19 protein-coding genes are annotated in these 22,594 nt (G+C 65.1%); 7 read left to right on the forward strand and 12 right to left on the reverse strand.

Going from position 1 to position 22,594, the window contains the following annotated elements:
• The 7 genes from flgC to rsmG form a co-directional block, all read right to left on the reverse strand.
• Positions 1-411, reverse strand: a complete 411-nt coding sequence (gene flgC / locus SH602x_RS20595; RefSeq protein WP_479471222.1) for a flagellar basal body rod protein FlgC — start codon at positions 409-411, stop codon at positions 1-3.
• Between the two features lie 33 nt (positions 412-444).
• Complete coding sequence (locus SH602x_RS20600; protein WP_479471221.1) at positions 445-867, reverse strand: flagellar basal body rod protein FlgB; 423 nt, start codon at positions 865-867, stop codon at positions 445-447.
• 37 nt (positions 868-904) lie between these two features.
• A complete protein-coding gene (locus SH602x_RS20605; RefSeq protein WP_479474084.1) occupies positions 905-2,401 on the reverse strand; it encodes a sigma-54-dependent transcriptional regulator in 1,497 nt (498 codons plus the stop codon).
• On the reverse strand, positions 2,398-3,282 hold the full coding sequence (locus SH602x_RS20610; RefSeq protein WP_479474085.1) for a sensor histidine kinase: 885 nt from the start codon (positions 3,280-3,282) through the stop codon (positions 2,398-2,400). Before SH602x_RS20610 ends, SH602x_RS20605 begins: the two co-directional genes overlap by 4 nt.
• Positions 3,283-3,305: 23 nt before the next feature.
• The gene (locus tag SH602x_RS20615; protein ID WP_479474086.1) at positions 3,306-3,764 is read right to left on the reverse strand and encodes a hypothetical protein; all 459 of its coding nucleotides are present in this window, start codon (positions 3,762-3,764) and stop codon (positions 3,306-3,308) included.
• Positions 3,765-3,822: 58 nt separating this feature from the next.
• Positions 3,823-6,285 (reverse strand): tetratricopeptide repeat protein, encoded by a 2,463-nt coding sequence (locus SH602x_RS20620; RefSeq protein ID WP_479474087.1) that lies wholly within the window; start codon positions 6,283-6,285, stop codon positions 3,823-3,825.
• Between the two features lie 134 nt (positions 6,286-6,419).
• A complete protein-coding gene (rsmG, locus tag SH602x_RS20625; protein WP_479477125.1) occupies positions 6,420-7,085 on the reverse strand; it encodes a 16S rRNA (guanine(527)-N(7))-methyltransferase RsmG in 666 nt (221 codons plus the stop codon).
• Positions 7,086-7,394: 309 nt separating this feature from the next.
• Between rsmG and SH602x_RS20630 the strand changes: the two genes are divergently transcribed.
• A complete protein-coding gene (locus SH602x_RS20630) occupies positions 7,395-8,732 on the forward strand; it encodes a hypothetical protein (protein ID WP_479474088.1) in 1,338 nt (445 codons plus the stop codon).
• 133 nt (positions 8,733-8,865) lie between these two features.
• Here SH602x_RS20630 and SH602x_RS20635 read toward each other — a convergent pair whose 3' ends face one another.
• The 3 genes from SH602x_RS20635 to SH602x_RS20645 form a co-directional block, all read right to left on the reverse strand.
• Positions 8,866-9,321, reverse strand: a complete 456-nt coding sequence (locus tag SH602x_RS20635) for a hypothetical protein (RefSeq protein ID WP_479474089.1) — start codon at positions 9,319-9,321, stop codon at positions 8,866-8,868.
• A 575-nt stretch (positions 9,322-9,896) separates the two neighbouring features.
• On the reverse strand, positions 9,897-12,149 hold the full coding sequence (locus SH602x_RS20640) for an FdhF/YdeP family oxidoreductase (RefSeq protein WP_479474090.1): 2,253 nt from the start codon (positions 12,147-12,149) through the stop codon (positions 9,897-9,899).
• 135 nt (positions 12,150-12,284) lie between these two features.
• Positions 12,285-13,385, reverse strand: coding sequence for a glucose 1-dehydrogenase (locus tag SH602x_RS20645; RefSeq protein WP_479474091.1), 1,101 nt, complete (start codon positions 13,383-13,385; stop codon positions 12,285-12,287).
• A 581-nt stretch (positions 13,386-13,966) separates the two neighbouring features.
• Between SH602x_RS20645 and lexA the strand changes: the two genes are divergently transcribed.
• From lexA to SH602x_RS20660, 3 genes are all read left to right on the forward strand, one after another.
• Positions 13,967-14,572 (forward strand): transcriptional repressor LexA, encoded by a 606-nt coding sequence (gene lexA, locus SH602x_RS20650; protein ID WP_479474092.1) that lies wholly within the window; start codon positions 13,967-13,969, stop codon positions 14,570-14,572.
• 130 nt (positions 14,573-14,702) lie between these two features.
• Positions 14,703-15,155 carry a hypothetical protein gene (locus SH602x_RS20655; protein ID WP_479474093.1) on the forward strand — a complete coding sequence of 151 codons (453 nt, stop codon included), beginning with the start codon at positions 14,703-14,705 and terminating at the stop codon, positions 15,153-15,155.
• Between the two features lie 257 nt (positions 15,156-15,412).
• Positions 15,413-16,231 (forward strand): DUF1559 domain-containing protein, encoded by an 819-nt coding sequence (locus SH602x_RS20660; RefSeq protein ID WP_479474094.1) that lies wholly within the window; start codon positions 15,413-15,415, stop codon positions 16,229-16,231.
• 75 nt (positions 16,232-16,306) lie between these two features.
• Here SH602x_RS20660 and SH602x_RS20665 read toward each other — a convergent pair whose 3' ends face one another.
• Positions 16,307-17,539, reverse strand: coding sequence for an ROK family transcriptional regulator (locus SH602x_RS20665; RefSeq protein WP_479474095.1), 1,233 nt, complete (start codon positions 17,537-17,539; stop codon positions 16,307-16,309).
• Between the two features lie 242 nt (positions 17,540-17,781).
• On the opposite strand from SH602x_RS20665, the gene SH602x_RS20670 reads away from it, so the two are divergent.
• Together SH602x_RS20670 and SH602x_RS20675 are read left to right on the forward strand one after the other, a co-directional pair.
• Complete coding sequence (locus SH602x_RS20670; RefSeq protein WP_479474096.1) at positions 17,782-18,693, forward strand: hypothetical protein; 912 nt, start codon at positions 17,782-17,784, stop codon at positions 18,691-18,693.
• A 163-nt stretch (positions 18,694-18,856) separates the two neighbouring features.
• The gene (locus SH602x_RS20675) at positions 18,857-19,564 is read left to right on the forward strand and encodes a hypothetical protein (protein ID WP_479474097.1); all 708 of its coding nucleotides are present in this window, start codon (positions 18,857-18,859) and stop codon (positions 19,562-19,564) included.
• 26 nt (positions 19,565-19,590) lie between these two features.
• Here SH602x_RS20675 and SH602x_RS20680 read toward each other — a convergent pair whose 3' ends face one another.
• The gene (locus SH602x_RS20680) at positions 19,591-20,925 is read right to left on the reverse strand and encodes an MFS transporter (RefSeq protein ID WP_479474098.1); all 1,335 of its coding nucleotides are present in this window, start codon (positions 20,923-20,925) and stop codon (positions 19,591-19,593) included.
• A gap of 159 nt (positions 20,926-21,084) precedes the next feature.
• On the opposite strand from SH602x_RS20680, the gene SH602x_RS20685 reads away from it, so the two are divergent.
• On the forward strand, positions 21,085-22,533 hold the full coding sequence (locus SH602x_RS20685; protein WP_479474099.1) for a sulfatase family protein: 1,449 nt from the start codon (positions 21,085-21,087) through the stop codon (positions 22,531-22,533).
• Positions 22,534-22,594: the final 61 nt, after the last annotated feature.

Consider the following 22,594-nt stretch of genomic DNA (forward strand, 5'->3'; position numbering starts at 1 on the left):
TTACCCGGCGATCCGCAGGGTCTGGGCGGCCATGTTCTTCGAGATTTCGATCACCCCGACGTTCGCTTCGTACGCCCGCGTCGCTTCCAGGGCGTCGACGAATTCGGAGTTGAGGTCGATGTTCGGATACGCGACGTAGCCGTTCTCGTCGGCGAGCGGATGCTGCGGCTGGTACTTGTAGAGCGGGGGGACCGTCTCCTGCTTGACGGCCGCGACCTTCACGCCGACGGCGCCGTCGCGGGTGGCGATGCCCTCGTCGGTCTGGAACACGACGTACCGCGCCTCGTACGGCTTGACCCTGCCGGTCTCGTCCTTCAGCGAACTCATGTTCGCGATGTTGCCGGCGATCGCGTCGAGACGCGCCCGCTGCGCCACGAGGGCGCTCGCGCTGATATCGAGAGCGGTATGCATTCGATGCTCCTGGAGTCATCGAACGGGCGCTGCTTACACGTCGACCCGTTCGCTGATCGCGGTTTGTAGCAAAGCGAATTGCTTTCGGAGAAGGGCAATCGAAAGGCTGTGCAGCGACTGGTTCTTGGCGATCTGGAGAACCTGCGGTTCCAGACCGACGTCGCTGCCGTCGTGACGCAGGATGGCCTTCATCTTGTCGCGGACGCTGCGGATCGGATCGGCTTCGTCGCTGCCGTCGTAGGAAACGCCGGCGCTGGCGTCGCCCCGCTTCGAGGACTCGATGGCTTTGCCGAGCAGTTCCTGAAACCGCTCAGGCGACAGGTCGCGAACCTGATAACCCGGCGTATCGAGATTGGCGATGTTGCCCGCGAGCAGACGGTGACGCGCCTCCGCGAACCGGACCGTCTCCTGGAGCGCCGGGATCGTCGTTCCGGAGAACATCGAATCGAGATTCATCGGTCCCTCCTCCGGTTCGGGGCGGCGGTCGTCGCGGTCAGGCCGCGGGGGCGTAGGCGTCTCGCGAAACGGTCGCTTCGCCGCGGGGATTCAGGCCGTACCGTTTGATCTTGTCGGTCAGCGTTCGGACGCCGATGCCGAGCGCCTCCGCCGTTTTCGCCCGATGCCCGCCGTAGAGATCGAGCGTCGCGGCGATCATCGACCGCTCGACCTGTTCGAGCGACGAGCCGGGACGAAAGGCGAGCGCCGAAGGCTCCGCTTCCGCGACCAGAGCGGACGACGAAAGAGCCGCGGCTCGACCGCTATCGACGACCCGCGTCCGGGTCGGCAAGGACGAACTGCCGGAAAGCCAGGGGCGGATCAGATCGGGGGCGATCGTCTCGCCCGGACTCAGCACGGCGGCGCGAACGATGAGATTTTCCAGTTCCCGAACGTTGCCCGGCCAGTCGTAGCTCAGCGCCAGGTCGAGCGCCGCAGGACTGAGCGTTCGCCGCGACAGACCCGTTCGCTCCGCCGCGCGATCGAGAAAGAGTTCGGCCAGCGCCGGAACGTCTTCCATCCGATCGCGAAGGGGGGGAACGAACAGCGGCACGACCGCGAGGCGATAGTAGAGATCTTCCCGCAGACGGCCCTCGCCGATCGCCTGCCGGGCGTCGCGATTCGTCGCCGCGATCACGCGAACGTCCGCCTGAATCGGAACGCTCGATCCGACCCGTTCGAACGAGCGTTCCTGCAACACGCGGAGGAGCTTGGCCTGCAGGCCGATTTCCAGTTCCGTGATTTCGTCCAGGAAAATCGTCCCGCCCTGCGCGGCCTCGAAGCGTCCGATCCGACGGCTCTCAGCGTGGGTGAACGCGCCTTTCTCGTGGCCGAAGAGCTCACTTTCCATGAGCTGCGGCGACAGGGCAGGGCAGTTCACGCCGACGATCGGTCCTGTTGCGCGACCGCTCGCCGCATGCAACGCCCGGGCGACCAGTTCCTTGCCGACGCCCGACTCGCCCTGGATCAGGACCGTCGCCTCGGTAGCCGCCACGCGATGAATCTCTTCCCTCAACCGCTTCGCCGCCGGACTGTCGCCCAGGAGCATCGCCGACTGGGAGCGAGGCTCTTCGCGAGACGCCGCAGCGCTCGCTGAAGCCGCCAGAGCCTGGCCCGCTCGCAGAGCCCGTTCGACCGTCCGCTCCAGTCGCTCGACGTCGAACGGCTTCTCCAGGTAGTCGAAGGCGCCGAGTCGCATCGCCTCGACGGCGGTCGGAATCGACGCGTAGCCGGTCAGCATCACGATCGGGGTTCTGACGCCGAGTTCCTTCAGCCGCCCCACGAGGGCCAGACCGTCCATGCCCGGCATGTTGAGGTCCGACAGGATCACGTCGAACGAGCGCCCGGCGACGCGGGCGAGCGCCTCGGCAGCGCCCGACACGGCGACGACTTCGCCGGCGAACGAACGCAGGGCGTCGGCGATCGATTCCCGAGCGTGGGCCAGATCGTCGACCACCAGGATCGAAGCGCCGCGGGGTTCTAACGAAGGATTCACGTGCCGGCCCCGTCGAACGTCGAAATACAGATCGAGAAAACCGCTCCGCCGCCTGCCGCTTCGCGATAGGTCGCGGTTCCGCCGTGCGCTTCGGCGATCTTGCGCACAAGCGCGAGGCCCAGGCCCGTCCCGTGCGATCGGGTCGTGAAGAAGGGCTGGAACAGCCGCTCCCGTTCTCCCGTGGGTACGCCCGGTCCGTCGTCGCGGATCTCGAGGAGCAGGCGCTCATCATCGCGACGGACGGTCCAGCCGATCGTCCCGCCGCTGGGCAGTGCGTCGACGGCATTAAGCGCGAGGTTCACGACCGCACGACGAAGCAGATCGGCATCGAACGATGCGTCGAAATCCTCGACATGCTGAACGTCGACCGCGATGCCGTGCGAACCGAACTGCTCGGCCAGCGGTTCGAGCGTCTCTTCCAGCCAGCGGCGAACGTTCGTCGAACGGGGACGGATCTCCAGTTCGCGACTCCAGGCGAGCAGGTCGCGAACGATTCCGTCGACCTGTTTCATCCCGCCCGTCAGCTTCGCCAGAAGCACGAGGCTGTCCGGGTCGTGCGCTAGCCGTCGTTCGAGCAACCCGGAGTAGAGGGTCGTCGGCACCAGGCCGTTACGCACCTCATGAGCGATGTGGCAGGCCATCTGCCCCAGTTCGGCCAGCTGACGCTTGCGCTCCAGATCGCGGCGCTTGTCGGCCAGCTCCTCGCGGAGTCGACGGACCTCTTCCTTCAGCGCGGTCTGCGTCGTCTGCAACCGCGCGACGGCGCTCTCCCAGACGCCGAGTAGTTCGTTCCACGACGGATCCGCCGCTTCGCCGTAGGCAGAAGAAGGGTCGCGTTCTAGATGCGGCTGCGAAACGAACGATTCGCGGGGCAATGCCATTTCGGATGCTGGCGCGGACATGCTCATCCCTCCGTCGACAGATCGAGGGAGCCTCGGCGGGCGGTCTTGCCCGCGTAACCGCGTCGGGCGACGTCGACGCCCTGGCCCATTTGAAGCTGCGTTCCGACGTCCTCCTTCAGGACCGTCAGCAACCGCTCGCACTCCGTTTCGATCAACAGCGTTTCCGCGAGCAACGGCTGGCTCAGCTCCGCCATCCGTCGAGTTCGCGATCGCAGTTCGTCGCTCCGCCAGACGCGGGAGTCGGGATCGTCGTCGCGATAAGCGTTCAACGCCCGCTCGATCGCGAGCAACTGGTCGACGAAGGGCTGTTTCGCCGTGAGAGCTTCGACGACGCCGACGAGCGAACCTTCCTGCGCCAGTTCAAGTTGACGCCGCGCGAGCTTGACCAGCTCGTCGAGCGTGCCCAGCCGCTGAGCCATCAGGTCGGCGAGCAGATCGGTGAAGGCGAAGTCCGCGTCCATGCGGCTCCCGTCGTGGGCGGATTCGAATTCGTGAGATCGCTCGGCTCAAGGGGCCGATCTAAAACTGTCCCAGCAGATCGAGCATGCTTACCCACTCCGCACGAGTACCGCGTGTGGTTTTGGCGAAGTCCGTATCTTCCGGCATCCGTGCCAGAAGGTCCTTCGCCTGCGCGATCTTTCCCCGGGCTTCATCCAGGCGTCCCATCTCGCGATAGCACCGTGCCATCTGGGCCAGCGCTTCGAGAGCTTCCGGCTGATTGTGGTATTGATTGCTGGCCGAGGCGTAGGCGTCGATCGCCTGCTGATAACGTCCCAGGTCGTAAAGAACGTCCGCTTTAGCGAAGGTGACGTTCCGAAGCAACGTCGATTCGTCCCGGCGAAGCGACCCGTCGTCCTTCTTTCCGACCAGATCGCGATAGATCCCCTCGTACCAGGGCAGGGCGCCCGAGAGGCGATCCTTCATCTTCTGGATCATCGCGGCGCGCGTGATTTCGATGTCGGTCTTCTCGATCTCCGCACGGGGCGCCTCAGCGAGCGTTCGCCACGCGACGGCGAGCGCGTACCGCACCTCCAGGTTCCGGTCGTCCTCCGGAAACCGCACCGCGGCCTCTTCGTACGTGCGGATCGCCTGCATCAGGGCCTCCTCGGCCTCGGCGGCGAGTCGCTGGCGAAGCAGCAGATCCTCGGGCTTCTTCGAATCGACGAACTCGCCCGCCTTCGCCTGCAGGGCGAGCCCCTTACGGTACTGCACGTCGCCGAACTGAAACAACGCGTCGCGCCAGTCCCGGCTGTCCGGCGTCAATTCGGATTCGTACAGGTTCGATTCGAGCCGGGTCGCCGCGGAGTCGAGATCGCCCAGTTCCAGATAGGCCATCGCCGCCCAATAGCGTGCCGCGTAGACCGTCGGGTGGCTCGGGAAGTCGGCTTCGATCCGCTTGAGGTAGGACAGGGCTTCTTCCTCGTGGCCCAGCGCGAGCAGCGACCGCCCGAGCCCGAGCGTCGCGTCGGGTTCCATGGTTCGCGGTGCGTACTCCAGGCAGGCGAAGTACTGCCGCACGGCGTCGCGGAACGAATTGCCGCGGAAGTAGGCGTCGCCCGCGTCGAGCCGGTCCTGCACGTATTCCGCTTCGGCGAAGCGAGCCTCGGCCAGCATCGCGAAAGCTTCTCCCGCGCGACGGAGTTTCTCCCGTCCCTCCTCCAGGCGAAGCTGTTCCTCGCCCGGGGGAGCCTGCTCCGCGCTCGCGAGCAGCCGCTGGCCCCAGTCACGCAGGATCTCCGCCTGAATCTCCAAGGCGTCGCCCTGGTCGAAGACGGGATGCAGAATCGCCGACAATTCCGCAGCGTGGGCCCACTGTTCCCGTTCGCGGAACGATTCGATCGCCTGGCCCAGTTCCTGCTTCAGGTCGTCGAACGTGACCCACGGATTCGCGAACTGCGTCGGTTCGCCCACCAGGCCGACCGCACGGCGATACGTTTCGATCATCGAGTCGTCCTGGCCCGACTGACCCAGCATGCGGGCCGCTTCCAGCGTCGCAGGGAGCGACTCGGCCGTACCGAGTTCGGCGATCCGTTCGAAGAGCCGCCACGCGGCCTGCTCGTCGCCTGCCATCCGCTGGGCGACCGCGATCAGGTAGAGGCGTTCGCTGACGTCGCGGAAGTCCGGAAGGTCGCCTTCCACGATCGCCACGAGTTGAGCGCCCGCTTCCTCCGCGATGCGCCGGGCTTCGCTCTCGCCTTCCGGGCCCTTCTTCGCGAGCGCCTTCGCCCTGACGATCAGGGCCCGACATTCCGCCAGGCGAAGCTCTGCCGGAGACAACAGATCGGGCGGCAGGGAACGGAGGTAAGTCTCCATCCCGGCGTAATCCTCCCGGGCCATCAGCGCATCGAGTTGAGTTCTGACCGCCTGACGGGCCCACTTGGGTCCCAACGCGACCAGACGCTCGACCGGCACGGTGGATAGAAGATCGAACGCCTCCTGTGGACGGCGCGGCGTATCGTTGAGCAACGAATCGGCGAGCAGCAGTTTCAGTTCGCCTTCGCGCGGAGTTTCGCGTTGCAAAGCCGCACGAATCGCGCGGATGGCCTCTTCGCGACGTCCCGCCGACTTGAGCGAGTAGGCGAGCCAGTACTCGCCCTCCTCGACTTCGCCTTCGGGAAACTGGCTCGCCGACGCCTGTTCCAGATAGTTGGCAGCGATCGAGTAGAGCAATTTGCGCTGCCGGGGAATCGTCGCCAGTTCGGCCTCCCGCACGCTGACGATGCCGAGCACGTAGCTGGGAACGCCGAGCGACTCGAATTCCAGCTTCTCGTCGCGCAGCAGCGACTCGGCCAGAAGTTGGGCTTCGCGATCGCGTCCGTCATGCAGGGCGTCTAGCGTCTCCTGAACGACGTTGCGCTGGATGTCGTCCGTGGCAGGGCGGCTATAGACGTAGAGCGCCCCGAACGCAGCCGCTGCGAGCAGCGACAACGACCCCAGCGCCAGATAGGGCATGGGTATACGAAGACGGAGCGACAGACCCATATCAGGTCGCGGTCAGGCGGATACGGCGGACGGATTCTTGCAGGGGAGGAGTTACCTTCCCCCGCAAACCTACGTCAAGCCGGATCCCGCGCGTCGCGCCCGTCGAGAGCTCGCTGCGAACGATCGCCAGAGGATCAGGACGGCTCTTCCGGCTGAATCTTCAGGATCACGCACTCGCCGCCCCGGCCGACGGTTTCGTAGGCCGCCGCCTTGCGAAGCTGGAGCCCCTTGAGCAATCCGTAGTGCCGCGCCTCGCCGCGTTCGTCCGGCCACTTCGGACCCTTGAAGGCCAGGACGCGCCCGATCGAGCCCCACCTGCCGTCGAGCCAGCGAAGCAGCTTGGCGAGCGAGCCGACTCCGCGGCAGGTGACGACATCGAACGGCTTTCGATCGATGACCGCTTCTCCCCGCTCCGCGTGAATGACGAGGTCGGCGCCACACGCCTTCTTCAGGTCTTCGAGAATCGCCGCCTTCTTGCCGATCGACTCGGCCAGTTCGACCTTCAGGTCGGGCCGGAGCAACGCGAGCGGCATTCCCGGAACGCCGCCGCCGCTACCGACGTCGAGCACGCGCTCCCCCGGTTCGAGAAGCTCGGAGAGCTGCGTAACGTCCCTTAAGTCTTTTCCGACAAAATCATCCCAATCGAGATGGCGGGTCAGGTTGACTTTTTCGTTCCAGGCCCACAATGCGTTCGCGTAGGCGAAAAGCGCTTCGCGGGCAAGATCCGGAACGGCGACGCCGTGCCTGGCGAGGGCTGCGTCGAAGGCGGCTAGATCGTTTTCGTTCGTGATGACTCGCAGGCTCCGGAATAACCTTGTTCCACGGGGTCCTCGATTCTATCCCGGAACGGGCCGCGACGGTCGCGGGACGCGAAAACCGCCGCCTGAGCGGTCCGATCGCCCGGTCGACGAATCGACGCTTATCGCTCTAAATCGTCGGGGATGATTGACATCGATTCTTCCGGGGATAAATTACCCGTACTCTTTGACTGAACGACCGAAGCTACCCAATCGCTAAATTCTACGTTGATTCCCGCAACTCGGGTTCTCTGTGCTACTTCTGGAGGTCGGCTCGTGGTGAAGTTTTTCGTTTCCCTCAGCGTCGCGGCGATGTGTATCGTCTCGAGCGCTCAAGCTGGACATGGTCTGTTCGGCCTGCATTGCCATCATGGACGGCATTACGGTCACGCCTGCGCCGCGCCCTGCGGCGATGCGTGTGCTGACGCCTGTGCCGGCGGCGACGCGTGCGGCGCTGGTTGCGGCGAAGCTGCTCCCTGCGAAACGCAGTACGTCGAAAAGACGGTCATGGTGCCGGAATACGTCACCGAGACCCGCACGATCACCTGCACCGAGTACCAGATGCAGGACCAGACCCGCGAGGTCACCGTCCAGAAGCGCGTTCCCGTCACCGAGGAAAAGACCCGCACGTACACCGTGATGGTCCCGACCACCCAGACCAAGACGGTGGAATACACCGAAATGGTCCCGGTCACGGAAAACGTCGAGCAGACCTACACCGTCTGCAAGCCGGTCTGGAAGGAAGTTCCCTACACCTGCCAGGTGAAGGTTCCCGTCTGGAAGGACGTGACCAAGGAATACACGGTCATGGTTCCCTCGGTCGAAACCCGCACGGGAACGAAGAAGGTCTGCCAGACCGTCCCCGTCACCACGATGAAGACCGTCACCAAGGACCTGGGCAGTTACCAGACGATCATGGAAGAAGTTCCGTGCTCGGCTCCGGCTCCCTGCGCTCCCGCCGGCGGCCTGTTCGGCGGTCACAAGCGCTGCGGCCTGCTGGCCCGCCTGTGCGCCCACAAGCACAGCTGCGGCTGTGCTGACCCGTGTGCGGATCCCTGTGCCGATCCTTGCGGCGCCCCGGCCTGCGGCGGTTGCGAAACCGGTTGCTCGGCTTGCGAAGCGGCTCCGGCCATGACCACGGTCTGCAAGAAGGTCTGGGTCCCGAACGTCGTGACCGAAGAGGTCCCCTGCACGACCTACCAGTCGAGCTGGGTCGAACAGGAATACACCTACAACGTCACCGTCTGCAAGCCGGAAACCAAGACCTGCACGGTCAAGGTTTGCGAGTGGGCGACCGAAGAGAAGACCTACACCAAGAAGGTCTGCGAAATGGTCCAGGAGACCATGACGAAGACCGTTGCGGTGACCAAGTGCGTCCCGACGACCAAGACCCGCGAAGTCACGTACACCGAGTGCGTGCCGACCGAAAAGACCGAAACCTACACCTGCACCCGCTATGAGTGCGTTCCGGAAACCAAGACCGTGACCGTCAAGGTCTGCGTCCCGGTTCAGGTCGAAAAGGAAGTCCAGGTCCAGGTCTGCAAGATGGTCGAGAAGACCGTCAGCGTCCCCGTCTCGACCGGCTCCGCCTGCGGCGGCAGCTCGGCTTGCGGCGGCTGCACCTCGGGTTGCTCGTCCTGCGGCGGCTGAGTTAGTCTCGGCTGCGGGGTCAACGCAAGCGGCCTCCAAGACTTAAACCGAAAGCCGGTCTCGATCCTTCGAGGCCGGCTTTTTTCGTGCGCGGTTGCTTTCCCAGTAAGGTCGCCGATCTGTGGAAGCGGCGTCAGTTCGAATCGTTCGATGTCAGCGCCAGCCGTGAATCGGTGGATTGTGTATTGAGGGCCCGTTTCTCCATCCGCCGGCGCTCAGCGTAGACGTTGATCGAACGGTAACCCGCCCAGCGGATGAAGATTTCGCGGGCGATGGGCACGACGAGGAACACGAGAAAGGGCGTCCAACCATCCGGAGGAGGGTGGTCGCTGAAGTAGTACGTAAAGGCGACGAAAACGAGGGGAGCGATGCTGCCTAAGGCGGCTAAGACGAAGAACGCCAGTCTCCAGCCGGAAAGGCGACGCCAACCGCGAACGCCCCAGCGCCATGTCTGCGTCATGAAGCTCAGCGCCGACGCCAGAATGACGCCGCCTATGAGCAACCGAACAGGAGCGAGGTCCAGCCCGACATCTTCGATCGTCAGCATTTGCGGTCGAAGCGCGAATGGCGCCATCGTCGCGAGAAGCATCCCCGTTGCGATCAACGTCGGAATGAATCGCCGGCGAGATCGATCAGGCAGGATTCGCCTAGCCGGAACGTCTCGACTACCGCTCGCGAACAGAACGGCGTTCACCGACAAGCAAATCGCGCCCCAGGCGGCGAGGCCGAGGACGAACGTCCCGACTTCCCTCAATGGGACCCAGAGTCCGCCTCCAAGAACGTGGTGCAGCGTGGGCGTGCAAGCGATAACCGCCATCGAAAGCGCGCATACCGGAATTCGCCCCGACGCCTTGCCCGCTCCTGTCCAGAGCGTTCGACCCAGATAGACGACCGTCTCGATAGCGACGAGATGGTTCACCAACGCGAACGTCGTATCTCTCGTCCACCAGATCCCGGCAGCGCCGACGACGATGCTCGCGCCGTACGGAACGAGCCCCGCCAGAATCGTCCATTCAGGCGAAAGACGCGGCGGATGCGGCAGCCTTAGGCTTCGCGGCGCCGGTCCCATGGCCATCGGCGCCGCATACGGATCGATGAAGCTTGCGTCGAACCTCGTCGGTTCGGGATGGTCGGCAAGTTCATCGCGAAATTCACGAAAGTCGCTCACGTCTCCGCGACGCCGATCGCCAACTCAACCAACTTTCGATCCGCCGTCGCCGCGTCAGGAGACGCTGCTTCCGGCAACACCTCGATCGCCACGTTCTTGAACGCGGGCGTCTTCGACTTCGGGTCGACCGTGCGGGGAACGAGGACGTTGGCCTCGGGATAGTACATCAGCGCGGCGCCCGCTTTGATCTGCTCGTAGGGGCGCACGAGGATCCGCCGCATCTCGCCGATCGAACTGCGCACCGTCACGCGATCGTTTTCCGCCAGTCCCAGTCGTGCGCAGTCGTCGGGATGAAGCAGGATGATGTCCCGCCGATCCTGATTGCGGTACAGGTCGTAATCCTCGTAGACGACCGTGTTGAACTGCCCCTCGCTGCGGACCGTCATCAGCCGCAGATGCCCGGGCGGCAGGTCGTCGCCGCGAAGCGGATGGACGAAAAGGTTCGCCTTCCCGGTCGGCGTCGGGAACTCCGTCTTGTGGAAGGTCCGACCCGGAATCTGGAACTCCTTCTTCGTCTCCGGAAGCGTTTCCAGGCTCTCGTAGCCCGGCACCACCTTGGCGATCGCGCGTTGAATTTCCGCGGCGCAGCGCATCGCTTTCCAGTCGATGGGCGTCGCGTCCGCCAGCACGGCGTCCGCCAGCCGGCTGATAACTTCGATCTCGCTGAGCGGCCCGGCGATGCGCTGCGGCCCCCCTTCGCTGACGCGGACGAAGTTGAACATCGACTCCTGCGTAGTCGGCTCGGGCTCTTCGTCGCGAGCGAGCACGGGCAGGATGATCGTCTCCTTCGCCGTGCCCCAGACGTGGCCCGTGTTCATCGTCGTGCTGAGGTAGACGATCTGGTCGAGCTTCGACAGCGCACGCCCCGCGTACGCCTGGTCGGGGTTCGACCCGTACAGGTTGCCGCCCAGACAGACGGCCAGATTCAGCGATCCGTCCTCGGCGCCCTCCATGCAGGCGAGCGTATCGCGACCGGGCGTCAGGGGCAGCTTGACGCCGAAGCGCTGCTCCAAGTTGTCGAAGATCGCCTGCTTCAGTTGGGGCGTAACCCCCATCGACCCGATGCCCTGGATATTGGAATGCCCGCGGATCGGCAGCAGACCGGAGTGCGGCTTCCCGACCATGCCGCGCAGCAGCGCCAGGTTCGCGATCGCCTGCACGTTCTCCACGCCGTTGGCGTGATGGGTGATCCCCATCGTCCAGCAGAAGATGGCCGACTTCGCCGCGGCATAACGCTTCGCGATCTCGTCGATCTCGGTCTTCGTCGTACCGGAGAGTCGGACGATTTCGTCCCAGGAGGCCGCCTGGAGCGACGCGAGGTACGCATCCGCTCCCTCGCAATGCGCCCGGAGATACGCCTCGTCATGAGCCCCCATCTCGACGATCCGCTTCGCGACGCCGGTGAGCAGGGCGAGATCGCCGCCGATGTCGGGCTGGACGTAGTACGACGCGATCTTCGTTCCGAAGAACAGGCTCCAGGGGGAACTCGGCACGCGAAACTCGACCAGACCCGTCTCGACGACCGGGTTGACGACGATGACCTCGCCCTTGCGGTTCCGCAGGTGCATCAGGCTGGTCATCATCCGCGGATGATTGCTCGCCGGGTTGCCGCCGATGAGCATCACGAGATCGGTCTTTTCCAGATCTTCCAGCGTGACCGTCGCGGTGCCGGTGCCCAGCGAACTGTTCAGTCCGACGCCGCTCGCCTGGTGGCAATAGAACGAGCAGTTGTTGACGTTGTTGGTGCCGTACAGCCGGGCGAAGACCTGCAGCAGGAAGCCCGCCTCGTTGGAACTCCGACCGCTGAAGTACCAGAACGTCCGGTCCGCCGGCAGTTCCTTCAGGCGGTTCGCGACCGACTGCAGCGCCTCCTCCCAGGAGATCGGCTCGAACCAGTTCTCTCCCGCGCGCAGGCGCACCGGCTGCGAGATGCGGCCCAGCGATTCGAGTTCTTTCGGCGACAGCGTGCGGAGTTGTGCGATGGAATACGTCTTCCAGAACTCCGGCTTGATGGCGCCCTGGAGGTCGGCGACCATCGCCTGGAAGGACTTCTTGCAGACTTCGGGAAAGCCGCCGCGCTCGTTCACCATGCCGCCGCGCTGGCCCCCCATGCCGAGGGCGCAGGTCTTGCAGGCGTTCTTCGAGCGCATCGCCTTCCAGAGCTTCCAGAGGCCGCCCGCCTCCCTCGCCTTGGTGAAGGTATAGCGGATCGCCGGCCAGCCGCCGCCGCTGGTGATGCGTCGTTTCATGAGGAGAAGACAGCGTGAAGGCGGGGGGAAGGGGGTCGTCGACCGAGTCGAGCGACTTGCAGTCGTTCTAACGAAAGAGGGCGACGCTTGCGGCATCGCCCTCGATACGCATCGTTGATTGTCGGCCAACGGGCCTCACGAAGCAACTTCGACGTAGACCTTCAACGGCGGCTTGGGCTGGGTGAGGAGGTCCATCATCTCGCGGAAGTTCGCGAGACCCTGCACCGGGTGGGTGAGGATTCGCTGCGTCACGCCGGGATACATCATCTCGGCCATGGCCAGATCGCGCATCCCCATCTCGAAGTGCCAGCGGTTGCCGTTGACGGACCCGAGCAGGAGCTTGTTGCCGAGCACCCACTCCAGATTGATGCGGTCGGTCGGCGCGTCGGTGCGGCGGTCGCCCCCCGTGACGCTGGTCCAGACCAGGGCGCCGTTCTTGCCGAGCGCCGTCATCGCGTCGAACGCGACCTTGCTGGAGCCGGTCGCGTCGATGATCAGGTCGGCCTTGCCGACGTTCGCGACCAGTTCGTCCATCGACGTCTTGGCCGTGCTGACGTAGGTCGCTTCGTAGGCTTCGACGATCTCGGAGTTGAGCGTCGGCGCTTCGGACCGCGCGAGGGTGTAGACCTCGATCCCGCGAAGCCGCAACGAAGCCGTCGCGAGCAGGCCGATCTGTCCCGCCCCCAGCACGAACGCTCGCTTGGGGCGCCAGACGCGAAGACGGCGCTGCGCCTCGTAGGCCTGGTCGATCGCCTTGGCGATGACGCTCGCCGGCTCCATCAGCACGCCCAGATGCGCGAGCCCCTGCGGAACGCGGACGATGTAATGCTCGTCGTCCAGGAACCACTCGGTCAGGTAGCCGTGCAGCAGGCTGATGCCGCGCTCGTAATACGTTTCGTCGCTGGTCATGTCGTTGTGACCCATCAGGTCGAACAACGACTTGCCGGGCCGGCGGACGGTGGCGGTGACGAAATCGCCCGGCTTCACGGACTTCACTGCGGGGCCGACCTCTTCGACGACGCCGAAGCATTCATGGCCGAGCACGAGATACTCGTCGCCCGGAGGGGCCTGACCGTAGAGTGCCTCGTCGATTTCGCGATCGGTCGCATCGACCCCGACCTTAAGCGTTCTCACGAGCACGCCCGTGTCGCCGCCGAAGTCAGCCAGGCGCGGCTTGGGAACGTCCCGCAGGTGAACGCTGTGAGGAGTACCGGGACGAACAGCGATGGCCTTCATCGGCGAGCGACCTGTGACTGTGCGATACGAAGAGGACGATTGCAGCCCGGCGAAATGCGGCAGTCGAGCCTCGCACGCAGACGAGGCGACGCCCCAGGGGCTCGCGCAGCAGCCCGGCAGATCAAGTCGAAGCGACCCGGTCCCCAAGGCCCTGCTGGAAGAGGCCCATGGTACCCGGCGACCCCGAAAACGACGAGCGCCTGCCTCGCTCCGCCGCGACTCAGGAATCCGCGCCATCGAACACGACGGGGGGCGCTTACGCCGCACCCGCCCAGCTTGTGCCCCCATCCAATAGGGGGATACGCCGGATTTGAACGGGTCGGGCGTTCACCTAAGCTAGCTACCTGATTCCGAAGGGCCCACCGCCTGCATCACCGCTTCGACGGACGTGCCCAACAAGACGTAAAGCTCGACTCAGCCGTATGCGACAATTGTTGTCGCTCCAACGCTTGCACTCGTTATGTTCTGAACATATAAATCCTGAACCGAAGTCCACGCGAAGCGCGCTTCGGTATCACGCCTTTCATCGCTGTCGCAGGCCGCTCGTCAGACGACCGGCTCTTTTCAGGAAAGCGAAAACCATGACGGTGGAAACGGACCGGCTGACCAAGCGGCAGCGAGAGATCTACGAGTTCATCCGTCACAAGATCCAGAATCGCGGCTTCGGACCGACGGTTCGGGAAATCGGCAAGCAGTTCAAGATCAGCTCGCCCAACGGCGTGATCTGCCACCTGAAGGCGCTGGAGAAGAAGGGGCTCATCAAGCGAACGGCGAAGGAAGCCCGTTCGATCGAGCTGATGCAGGAGTCGGTGCAGAAGCGTATGTCGCTACCGCTGGCCGGCTCCGTCGCTGCGGGCGTCATGCATGAGGCGGTCGAACAGGCCGATACGCTGGATCTCCGCGACCTGCTGGTGCGCGACGATTGCTTCGCGCTCGAAGTCCACGGCGACTCGATGATCGAGGCGCATATCGCCGATGGAGACTTCGTCATCGTTCACAAGCAGCCGACCGCAGACCGGGGCCAGATGGTGGTCGCCAAGGCGGACGGCGAAGCGACGCTGAAGTACTGGTTCCCCGAGAAGGGGGCCATCCGGCTGCAGCCGGCGAACGCGTCGATGAAGCCGATCATCGTCGACCGGGCGGAAGTCGTCGGCGTCGTCGTGGGCGTCGTTCGAAATCTGCGGTAGAGGCTATCTCGAAGAGCCCGGTCGCAAATCGCTTGCAAATCTTCACAGTTCGAAGCTTGGCGTTGCGAGTCGCTGTGCGTAGGATGAGCGGATCGTCGTGATTTCGTAGCCGCTTTCGGACAGCAATCGAGTGAATCGGTTCCGCCGATTTTTGAAACTCGCCTGGGTCGCACAGCTCGCGTTCGTCGTGCTGGCGTCGCCCGCGGCTCACGTGCATCGACACGGAGCTGGCGGCTGCGTTTCCGGAACCTGCGAGTCGGACGGTGCGACCGCCTGTTCGACCGACGCCGCGCATGTGCATGGCGACGGTTGTTCGCACGACCATGACGGCGCTCACTCTGCCAACGCCGCAGTCGCGCTCAGGGCCGGCGAAATCACGGTCCAGGCGCCGACGGATGGTTCGGGCGTCGACCATCAGTGTGCAGCCTGCGCGCTGCAACGCCTGATCGGTCAGGGCTTCTCGCCCGCCTATACGCTTCTTCTTCAAGAGTCGCCCTCGCTTTCGGCGCCTCGTCTCGTCTCGACCTGCTGCGGTCGCGACGTCGAAGTCCGCGGTTGCCGCGGCCCGCCTCTCGGTTGTTGATCGGTCGCCGGTTTCGTCGGAGTTGAGCCTCGCGTTCGCCTCTGACGACCTTTGCGCCTCGACGTTCAGTCCGCCTGTCGCTTCGTGCGGCGCTGCGGCAGTCGACGCGCGACTCGACGCTTCCTTAACCACCGATCTTTCACCGTTCGCTGCGCGACAGTCGATCGAGCGTGCCTTCGCGACGGGCCGGGATTCTCCCGAGCTTCGTGCGAAGCCGATCGATGCTGAACGCGCGGCGGCGCACAGGCGATATCTCCATGCGTACGCGTTCCGCATTCACTCTGGTCGAGCTGCTGGTGGTGATCGCCATCATCGGCGTGCTCGTGGCGCTTCTGCTTCCCGCCGTGCAGTACGCACGCGAAGCCGCGAACCGCATGTCCTGCGGCAACAACCTGAAGCAGATCGGTCTGGCGCTGCACAACTACCACGACGTCCATCGCCGGCTTCCGCCCGGCTGGATCGCTCCGGCCGCCGACCCCGAAGGCCCGACGGGCTGGGCCTGGGCGTCGATGATTCTGCCGCAGATCGAGCAGGGTCCGCTTGGCGACCGGATCAACTTCAACGTCCCCGTGGCCGATCCTCTGAACGATGCGGTCAGGTCCGCGCTTATTCCCTCCTACCAGTGTCCCTCGGATGCCGGCGAGGAGAGTTTCAACGTCGACGGCTTCGATTTCGCTCGCGCGAACTACGTCGGCGTCTTCGGCTCGTTGGAAATCGAAGACGTTCCCTCTGCGGGCGACGGCGTCTTTTTTCATCTGTCGAAAATGAAGTTCGCCTCGATTACCGACGGTCTGTCGAACACGCTGCTCGTCGGCGAACGGAGCAGCAAAATCGAGTACAGCCTCTGGCCAGGGGTCGCTCCTATCGACGAGGCGATGGCCCGCGTCGTCGGCTCGGCGGATCATCCGCCCAACGACGAGCATGCGCACTTCGACGACTTCAGCAGCTTTCACGCGACCGGCGCCAACTTCGCGATGGGCGACGGGTCGGTCCGCCTGATCAACGATCAGATCGACGAAGCGGTGTATCGGGGACTCGCTACGCGAGCAGGCGGCGAAGTCGCTCAGGCGCCGTAAGGCGAAGAAACTCTCACGAGCCGTGGCGCGACGGCTCGTGGAGAGTTCCGGCTCTGCGGCATGCAGCGGGAAGAGCTACGCCCCCGGCGCGATCTCGTGAGATCGCTCGTGCTCTTCGCGGGTTCGTTCTCCGACGGGAGTGCGAGCGGTCAGGCGCTCCACGATCGCGGCGACCGCTCCCTGACGCTTGCCGACCGACGCCATGCGGATCTTGCACTCGCCGAATGACGGGGGCAGGGCGCCCGCTTTCGTCTTCTCGATCAGGTAGTCGAGAATCGTCGGGTCGAGTTCGAACAGACGCCCGTGAATGAAGAGGGTGGCCGGGTTCACCAGGTCGATGAGCGTCGCGAGTCCGCGAGCGAGCCGGTCGCAGACGGCCTCCAGATCTGGCCGAAGGTTCTCGCCAGACTCGACCATCGCGGCAAGATCGTCCGCAGAGAGCTTTCGCCCCACTCGCTTTCCCACCAGCCGGGCGAGCGCCGCGTCGCACGCGACGGTTTCCAGGCACCCGCGATTGCCGCAGCCGCAGAGTTCGCCGTCGGGGACGATCGGGATGTGCCCCAACTCGCCCGCCAGGCCGCTGTGACCGAGCAGCAGCTTCCCGCCGAGATAGACCGCGGCGCCGACGCCGGCCGAAACGTCGACCACGGCGAAGTCGTCGACCGTACGCGCGGCGCCGAAGACCTTCTCCGCCAGGCAAAGCGCGTGGCACTCCTGCAGCATCACGGCGGGCACGCCGAGACGGCGCGTCAGGTCGGCGGCGACCGCCTGGCCGTCGGTGATATGCAGATTGGGCGAGAAGAGGCCTTTCATCCGGCGGTAATCGACCAGACCGGGGATCGAAATCCCGACCCCCAGCAGACGCAGCGACTCGTCATTCAGCCAGGGCCTGGCGCTCGCTTCGAGTGCGTCGAGAAGCCCCTCGTAAGTGGACGGCGTGTCGAAACTGACTTCGCTGTCGGGGCGGATCTCTCCGTCGAGCGCGGCGATCGACGCCGAGCAGCGCTGCACGTCGAGCACGAGTCCCAGCACGCACGAGCTTTCGCTTGCCAGGCGCAGCTTCTTGGCGGGGCGGCCGCGGCCCGCTTCGTCCGCGTCGTATTCTTCCAGCAGTCCCGATCGCAGCAGCGTCGCCACTGCCTTCGACACGGTGGGCGCCGTGATCCGCATACGGCGGGTCAGTTCGGCCCGCGTCGCCGGCCCCTCCTTCTGGATCGAGCGAAGGACCGACTGTTCGTTCAGACGGCTGAGCAGCTTCGGCTGGGCCAAGGCGAAGCGCAGCGGATCGCCGTGAGCGGAGTCGTTCAAGAGTACGCTTCCGAAGGCATGCGTTCCGCGACGAAGCGCCGCGCAGCAGGAGGATCGCTTGCCCGGGACTCTCGAGCTACGAAAGGACGAGCGACGAGCGAAATGACCGCTTTCGCGGCCCTCTGAAGATACCTATTCAGCGGAACGACCGTCAATCGCACGGCTTAACCGTCCGAGAGTACGATTGTCGGCAGAGGGCGACGGCGTAGCGATCGCGCCGCTCGTCCTGCAGGAGCGGCGTCATGAGCGATGCGACAGGCGAACAGGAAACGTCGGACGACGCCCAGCGCTCGGCAGCGTCCCGCGCGTCGATGAAACTCGCCTTCGTGATGACGGCGTTGACGCTGGGTCCGGTGGCGGCTCTCACGGGGCTGGCCATCTGGGAGATGCACAGCGACATGCCGTTCCTATTCGGGTGGATCTTCCTCTTCGGGTGGACGTTCGCGCTCGTCAACCTCGCATCGGCTCGCTGCCAGAACGTCGTCGCCCGATGGCTGCTACTCGGCCCGGGCGACTTCAAAACGCGAGCGACGTTCGGCGGCGTCATCCTCGCGGGCGACTGGCTGCTGACCGCCTTGTTGATTCGCGCTCTCGCGCCGGACGGTCCCATGCGACTTTACGTGACGGTCGCCTGGATGACCGGCATGTCTTCGACGCTGCCGTTCCTGTGGTGGCTGATCGTGCGAGGGCGCGGCGGGCGCGACGTCCTTCCCGGCGTCCGGTTCTTCGCGCGAACGTTCGGAACGCGAGACCTGATGCTGGGACTATTCCTCGCAGGGCTCGCGCTCGCAGGGGCACGGGTCGCGTTCGCCTTCGTCGGGCAGGAAGGGGGGAGCTTCAGTCTCTCCACGGACACGGGGCCCGAGTTCCTGCAGCTGCTGCTCGCGAGCCTCGGATGCTGGACCATCGACGCCGGCCTGCGGATGTTCATTCTCGGCAAGAACGCTTCGGCCCGCGGGTTCGCCATTCTCGCCGGGTTCGTGCTGATACTCGGGGCCATCGCCGCGGCGCTGGCGGCGGAGAGCGCCCTGCACCCGCAAGCGTTCGTGCTCCCGTTCATGATCTTCGTCTACGCTGTCATGGGGACCGCCCATGAAGCGACGCTGCGTTTTTTCGGCGTTCGAGCGATCAATCTGCGATCAGTAACGAACTGACGGGCGAACCGGCTGGCGGAATCTCGCCGACTTCCAACCACGCGGGAACCGTCAGGCGAACAGGGGAGCGACCAAGATCGACAGAAAGACCTTCCCCCGCTGGCGCATCGTCGGAACCTTCGGCGTCGCGACGGTTCTTCCTGCGTGGACGCTGCTCGTCGCGATGGAGGCGGGCAGTTCGCTGCTGGTTTCGCGAAGAGCTCTGGCCGCGGCGTTGACCGGGGCGTTCGTCGCCCTGGCCCTTCGAGGGATCGGAGCGCTCGCCCGCTGGCTCGTACTCGGTCCGGGCCTCTCGTTCGATCGTCTGCTCTGGGGCATCAGCTTCGCGACGTATATCGCCCTCGCCGCTGTCTGGCGGTTTAGTTACGGCGGAGCGCTGGCCGCGTATCTCGCCTACTTCAGCGTGCTCGTCGTCATCTGGTGCGTCGCCGCCGCGGCCCTCTCCCTCCGGCCACAAGTTCCGAAGGCGACTCCGTTCAAGGTGAGCCTCGGCGATCTGATGACGGCGTTCGCTTCGTTCGGCGTACTGGCCGCAGCGATCCGGTTCCTTCTCGCGAGTAGCCGGTCGTGGGAACTGTACGATCTGCCGGGCGTGTTCATTGTTTCGGCGATCGGAAGCGTCGTCGTCGCGGCGGTCGCTCTATACGTCGATGCGGGGGTTCGTTTTCTGGCGATCGGATCCGACGAGACGGACGCTCGCGTGCCGATCACGATCGGCTGCTTCTTCGTACTCGTCGGCGTGGCGATGGGCCTCGCGACGGCGCTCGTCGTCGGCGATCCTGTACTCGCGGGGTTGTCCGGCTTCGCGGCGGCGTACTTCACCTTCGCGGCGGCGCAAGAAGAATTCCTTGCTCGCACGATCGAGACGTAGCCGCTCTTTAGAGCCGCGGCTCGCACCTACGCGACCGTCGGCTTCGGCATTCGCGACGCGCGCCAGAGCAGTCCGGCGCCGGCGAGGAAGAGCACGAACGCCAGGACGTACGGCGCGTAGACGTGCAGCATCAGCAGTGGAATGCCTAGCCCCGATCCGAAGATTCGCGCGAGGGCGCTGATCGACTGACCGAAACCGAGAGCGGTCCCCTGTCGGTCGCTCGGCGCCGAGCGGGAGATCCAGCCGTTCAGCGACGGCTGCAGGAAGGCGAACCCGGCGACGGTAAACGAGAGCCCCACGTACAGCAGCGGAAGCGACACGATCGCGACGGCGGTCCCCAGGATCGTCAGTCCGATCAGGTTGAGCGCGATGCCGATGCGGCACATGCTCCAGTCAGTCAGCCGCGTCGCCAGGCGGCGCACGAGGCCCCCCTGCACGAACGCGAGCGTCACGCCGATGTAGGCGAACGTCAAACAGATCCACGTCCAGGAGAGCGCGAACGGCGAATGCTCCTGCAGCCCGACGCCGGCGGAAACCGCTTCTCCGCCCGACTCATTCCCTTGCAGGAGCAAGGCCAGCGTCGTCTCGAAGTTGGCGAAGGAGAAGACGCAGATGAACGACGCGAGATAGAGGGCCGTCAGAATCGGCAGCCGCAGCAGCTTCAGTCCGTCGCGGATCCGTTTGTCGTGCGTCGCCGACTCGCGATTTCCGGCGGAGAGCGACTCCGGCAGCAGGAAGATGGCGAGCACGAACGCGCACGCGGACAGTCCTGCCGCGATCCAGCCCGGCCAGGGCCCCGGATCGCCGTCGCCGAGCCCTACGGCCAGCAGGCCGATCAGCGGTCCCAGCGTGAACCCGATGCCGAACCCGAAGCCGATCAGGGCCATGCCCTTCGACCGCTCTTTCTCGCCGGTAGTGTCGGCGATGTAGGCCTGGGCCGTGCTGATCGTCGCCCCGGCGAGTCCCGCGCCGATTCTCGACACGAAGATGAGCAGCAGGCTCATCTGCGGCGACATCAGATCCGGCGTCGTCGCGATGGCGAAGACGGAGTAGAACGCCGCCGAGCCGAACAGTCCGACCAGCAGGACCGGACGCCTGCCGATGCGATCGGATAAACGCCCCCACAGCGGCGAGCCGAGGAACTGCATCGCCGAGAAGCTGGCCATCAGCAGGCCGATCGTCAGGCCATGCTCGTCGGTCGAGTATTGCCTGGCGTAGAGCGGCAATAGCGGCAGCACCAGCCCGAAGCCGAGCAGGTCGATCATCACCGTCAGGAAAATGACGAGCAGCGACCCGGTCGTAGCGGCCTGCGGGGAAGGGGGATCGGTTGCCCCGTCAGTCGCGTCGGAAACGGCCATCATCAGGGTCGGGCGGAGGGTCGGGCGGAATCGACCATCTTGTTCGCTCGCCCCCTTCGCCGCAAGTCGGCGACGCCTCCGCCGGACCAGCCGACGCCTGCTCACGACTAAAATGGATAGCCACGCCTTCGCTTCGGGTCTCGACCCTTTCGACAGTTCCGCATGCTTTCTTCCCGGATTCCATTCATCATCGCGGCTCTGCTCGGCGCGGCGCTCTCGACGCCGATTCCGGCAGCCGAGCCCGATCGCCGGCCGAACTTCGTAATCGTCTTCATCGACGACATGGGCTGGGGCGATTTTTCCTGTTTCGGCAACCAAGAGGTCGAAACGGAACACGTCGACCGCCTGGCGAAGGAGGGCCTGCGGTTCGAGCAGTTCTACGTCGCGTCGCCGATCTGCTCTCCCTCGCGAACGGCCCTGCTGACCGGTCAGTATCCGCAACGCTGGCGAATCGGATCGTATCTGGCCGATCGCAAGCTCAACCAGAACCGCGGCATGGCGCAGTGGCTCGATCCCGCGGCGCCGACCCTCGCGCGGACGCTCCGCGAGCGGGGCTACGCGACCGGTCATTTCGGCAAGTGGCATCTCGGCGGACAGCGCGACGTGGGCGACGCGCCGCTGATCAGCGAGTACGGCTTTGACGACTCGCTCACCAATTTCGAAGGGCTCGGACCGCGCGTCCTGCCGCTGCTGGACGACCGCGACGGCGAACCGGCGAGGAAACACGCGCTCGGCTCCGACAAGCTCGGTCACGGTCCCATCCGCTGGGCCGACCGGGCGGACGTTTCGGGCGAGTTCGTCGACGCGACGCTCCGCTTCATCGATCAGGCGGAGCGAGACGGCAAGCCGTTCTTCGTGAACGTCTGGCCCGACGACGTTCACTCGCCGTTTCATCCGGTCGCCGAACGCCGGGGCGACGGGTCGAAGCGGGCGCGGTATCTCGGCGTGCTCGACTCGCTCGACGAAACCCTGGGTCGTTTATTCGATCGGGTGCGGGATAGCGAGACGCTGCGCGAGAACACGCTGATCCTCGTCTGCTCCGATAACGGGCCCGAACCGGGCGCCGGCGTCGCCGGACCCATCCGCGGGCAACCCTTGCGAGGCAGCAAAGGCCAGCTTTACGAAGGGGGCGTTCGTTCGCCGCTGATCGTGTGGGGCCCCGGACTCGTCGCGGCGGAGAGCGCGGGATCGACGAACGGCACCTCGGTCTTCTCGACGCTGGATGTCGCGCCGACTCTCGCAACGCTGGCAGGCGCTGACGACGCTCAGCACGATCTCGACGGCGAAGCGCTCGTCGACGTCTTCCTCGGCAAATCGAACGCGTCTCGATCGAAGCCGCTCTTCTTCCGACGCCCGCCCGACCGGGACGGCGGTCCCAAGGGAGATCTGCCCGATCTGGCCATGCGGGAGGAAGACTGGAAGCTGCTTTGCGAATACGACGGCTCGGACGGTCAACTCTACGACCTGGCATCGGATCCGGGCGAAACGAAGAACGTCCTCGCGGAGCATCCCGAAATCGCGGCACGCCTGACTGCAGAGCTCGTCGCCTGGCACGCCTCGATGCCTGCCGACCGCGGGGAGACCTTTCGCGAACCCGGTCCCGCCAGGTAACGCGGGGCAGCAACGGCGCTCCGCCGAAGTGAGACCGCGCGTCCCTACAATGGGGCCTGTA

The sequence above is a fragment of the Lignipirellula cremea genome, assembly GCF_056501455.1.